Genomic DNA, 2,942 nt, shown 5'->3' with positions numbered 1-2,942 from the left:
GGCCAGGTTCGCCTGGGCCTGCGCTTGGGTCACGGCGGCGGCGCGGGCGGCGATGGTGGCCTGCTCCTGCTCGGTCCGGGCGTCGACATTGGCCACGGCGGCGGTCAGGGCCGCCAGATTGGCCTGGGCCTGGGCCAGGGCGGCGCGGGCGTCGGCGTCGTCCAGCCGGACCAGCACCTGACCGGCCTCGACGCGCTGGTTGTCCTTGACCAGGACTTCGACCACCTCGCCGCCGATGCGCGGGCTGACGGCCACGGTGTCGGCCTGGACGAAGGCGTTGTCGGTGCCTTCCCAGCGCTGCTTGCCCTGCCACCAGACCACGCCGCCGACGACGAGGCCCAGGCCGACGACGCCGGCGACGATGAGGGGCAGACGCTTCTTGAGCGGGGCGGGGAGGGCCATGGGGGAGACAGCTCGCTTCGATTTCGCGCGTAAAATGGACGGCGCGGTCCAGAATACAAGGCGCGACTGCGATTTTTTGTCGCAGCATGGCGAGCGCGCGACATTGACGCCGGGCGCGGAGGAGGCGAAGCGGGGTCATGGCTCCGTTGAAATCCGCCTCCCGCCAGAAGAAGGCCGTCCAGAAGGCCGGGCTGACCCCGCCGCCGGGCAAGCGCTCGCGCCAGCCCAAGAAGGCCCCCGTCGGCGCCATCATCAGCTGGCCGCCGGACGAGGATCGGGTGGAGGAAATCTTCGTCCGCCTGTCAGGCGTCATGCCCGACCCGAAGACCGAGCTGGATTTCGTCAATCCCTACACCTTGGTGGTGGCCGTCGCCCTGTCGGCCCAGGCGACCGACGTGGGGGTCAACAAGGCGACCAAGGCCCTGTTCGCCGTCGCCGACACGCCGCAGAAGATGCTGGGCCTGGGCGAGGAGGGGCTGATCCCCCTGATCGCCTCCATCGGCCTTTATCGCACCAAGGCGAAGAACGTCATCGCCGCCGCGCGGATGCTGGTTGACAAGCACGGCGGCGAGGTGCCGCTGAACCGCGCCGACCTGCAGGCCCTGCCGGGGGTGGGGCGCAAGACCGCCAGCGTGGTGCTGAACGAACTGGGGATCGAGCCCGCCATCGCGGTGGACACCCACGTCTTCCGCGTTTCGCACCGGCTGGGCCTGGCCAATGCGGCGACGCCGGACAAGGTGGAGGTCCAGCTGCATCAGGTGGTGCCCGAAGCCTGGCTGCCCAAGGCGCACCACTGGCTGATCCTGCACGGCCGCTACACCTGCCTGGCGCAGCGGCCGAAATGTCCGGGGTGCGTGATCTCGGACCTGTGCCCGTCGCGGGCCAGCTTCATGGGGGTGTAGGCCTAGCGCTCCAGACGCGCCCGCACCGCCTGGCCGAAGCGGGCGCCGGCTTCAGGCGCGGCGGCCAGGTAGAAGTCCGGCTCGATCAGTTCGGCCTCCATCAGCACCCATTCGCCGTCGTCGCCCTTCGTCATGTCGATACGGGCGTAGAGCAGGTCTTCGTCGATGGCGGCCAAGGTGCGTTCGGCCAGATCGAGCGCGCCCTGCGGCGCGGCCTTCAGAGCCTGGTACTGCCCGCCGTACTGGGTCTGGATGCGGAACTCGTCCGCCGCGCCGGGGCGCTTGTTCACGACGTGGCTCAGTTCGCCGCCGAAATAGAGCAGGGAGGTTTCGCCCTCGGTCTCGATGGCCTTGAGATAGGGCTGGATCATCGTCCCGCCGACGGGGGCGTCGGCCAGGGCTGTGTCCAGCAGGTCGCCCGCCGCCACCCGCAGGGTGCGCCAGGCGCCGCCCGAGACGGTCGGCTTGACGATCAGGGTCTCGGCCCCCGTGGCGGCGAAGGCGGCTTCGACCACCGTGGCGTCGACATGGTCGGCGAAGATCGTCTGAGGCACGGTCACGCCCTTTTCCGCCAGGCGGGCCAGATAGCGCTTGTCGGCGTTCCAGCGCAGGGTCGCGGCCGGATTGGCCAGGGGGGCGCCCGCCTCGGCCCAGGTCGCGCAGGCCTGGACCCAGCGGTCGTGGTCCTGATGATAGCCCCAGACCAGCAGCGGCAGGACCAGCGGATAGTCCATCAGGGCGCGGGCGTTCTCGACGTGATCGGTCCAGGGCGTCGCGCCGTGACCCCCGCCGTCGCCAGCGCCTCGCCCAGCCGGTCCAGCACGCCGGGCCACAGGGTCGAATAGGTGGGATCGGCCGGATCAGGGGTCAGGACGGCGACGTCGGTCATGGGCGCGGCTCCGCAAGGCCCGGCGGGGCCGTCTGCAAGGGAAGGTCTCGACTTAGGCCGCCGATGGCGCCGCGTGAAGGGCCGCTTTTCGCACGACGGCGAGGCCGGCGCTCTGGCGCGCGGACGCCTCGCCCGCTATGGGGCGGACATGACCCAATCCCTGCCTGCCTTCGCCCAAAACGCCCGTTTCGACGTCTGCGCCCTGGGCAACGCCATCGTTGACGTTCTGGCGCCGTGCGATGCGGCCTTCCTGGAGGCCAAGGGCCTGGTCCCCGGCTCGATGCAGCTGGTCGACGAGGCGCAGAGCGCGACCCTGTATGACGCCATGGCGGCGGGGGTCGAGGCGTCCGGCGGTTCGGCGGGCAACACCGTGGCGGGCGTCGGCTCGTTCGGCGGGCGCGCCGCCTATATCGGCAAGGTGGCCAAGGACACCCTGGGCGAGGTCTTCAGCCACGACATCCGCGCCGTCGGCGTCCACTTCGACACCCCCGTGCTGGAAGACGGCGCGGGCAAGGGCTTTGGCACCGGGCGTTGCCTGATCAACGTCACGCCGGACGGCCAGCGCACCATGTGCACCTTCCTGGGCGCCGCCAATCAGCTGACCACGGCCGACGTGGACGCCGCCGTCGTCGGCGACAGCGCCATCGTCTATCTGGAAGGCTATCTGTTCGACCCGGCCCCGGCCCGCGCGGCTTTCGAGGCCGCCGCCGCCGCCGCCCACGCGGCGGGCCGCAAGGTCGCCATCACCC

At 70.9% G+C, this 2,942-nt stretch carries 5 protein-coding genes; 2 read left to right on the top strand and 3 right to left on the bottom strand.

The genetic code is table 11. The features are described 5' to 3' along the window. On the bottom strand, window positions 1–402 hold a 402-nt coding region (locus RT567_RS15620; protein WP_313577152.1), incomplete at its 3' end, for a biotin/lipoyl-binding protein. 137 nt (window positions 403–539) lie between these two features. On the opposite strand from RT567_RS15620, the gene nth reads away from it, so the two are divergent. Next, the gene (gene nth / locus RT567_RS15615) at window positions 540–1,304 is read left to right on the top strand and encodes an endonuclease III (protein WP_313577151.1); all 765 of its coding nucleotides are present in this window, start codon (window positions 540–542) and stop codon (window positions 1,302–1,304) included. Between the two features lie 2 nt (window positions 1,305–1,306). On the opposite strand, the gene RT567_RS15610 is transcribed toward nth, so the two are convergent. Together RT567_RS15610 and RT567_RS15605 are read right to left on the bottom strand one after the other, a co-directional pair. Further along, on the bottom strand, window positions 1,307–2,038 hold the full coding sequence (locus tag RT567_RS15610) for a transporter (protein ID WP_313577150.1): 732 nt from the start codon (window positions 2,036–2,038) through the stop codon (window positions 1,307–1,309). Further along, window positions 2,038–2,193 carry a hypothetical protein gene (locus RT567_RS15605; RefSeq protein ID WP_313577149.1) on the bottom strand — a complete coding sequence of 52 codons (156 nt, stop codon included), beginning with the start codon at window positions 2,191–2,193 and terminating at the stop codon, window positions 2,038–2,040. Before RT567_RS15605 ends, RT567_RS15610 begins: the two co-directional genes overlap by 1 nt. Window positions 2,194–2,341: 148 nt before the next feature. Here RT567_RS15605 and RT567_RS15600 point away from each other — a divergent pair. Then, window positions 2,342–2,942: adenosine kinase (locus RT567_RS15600; RefSeq protein ID WP_313577148.1), on the top strand; the 601-nt coding region annotated here is incomplete at its 3' end.

Source organism: Brevundimonas sp. (genome assembly GCF_032107865.1).
Lineage (GTDB): Bacteria > Pseudomonadota > Alphaproteobacteria > Caulobacterales > Caulobacteraceae > Brevundimonas.
This window is presented reverse-complemented; position numbering and strand designations above follow the sequence as displayed.

What these genes read in the sequence shown, in the direction of transcription:
- nth (WP_313577151.1), top strand. Translation starts at nt 540, where the DNA reads ATGGCTCCGTTGAAATCCGCCTCCCGCCAGAAGAAGGCCGTCCAGAAG.
- RT567_RS15610 (WP_313577150.1), bottom strand. Translation starts at nt 2,038, where the DNA reads ATGGACTATCCGCTGGTCCTGCCGCTGCTGGTCTGGGGCTATCATCAG.
- RT567_RS15605 (WP_313577149.1), bottom strand. Translation starts at nt 2,193, where the DNA reads ATGACCGACGTCGCCGTCCTGACCCCTGATCCGGCCGATCCCACCTAT.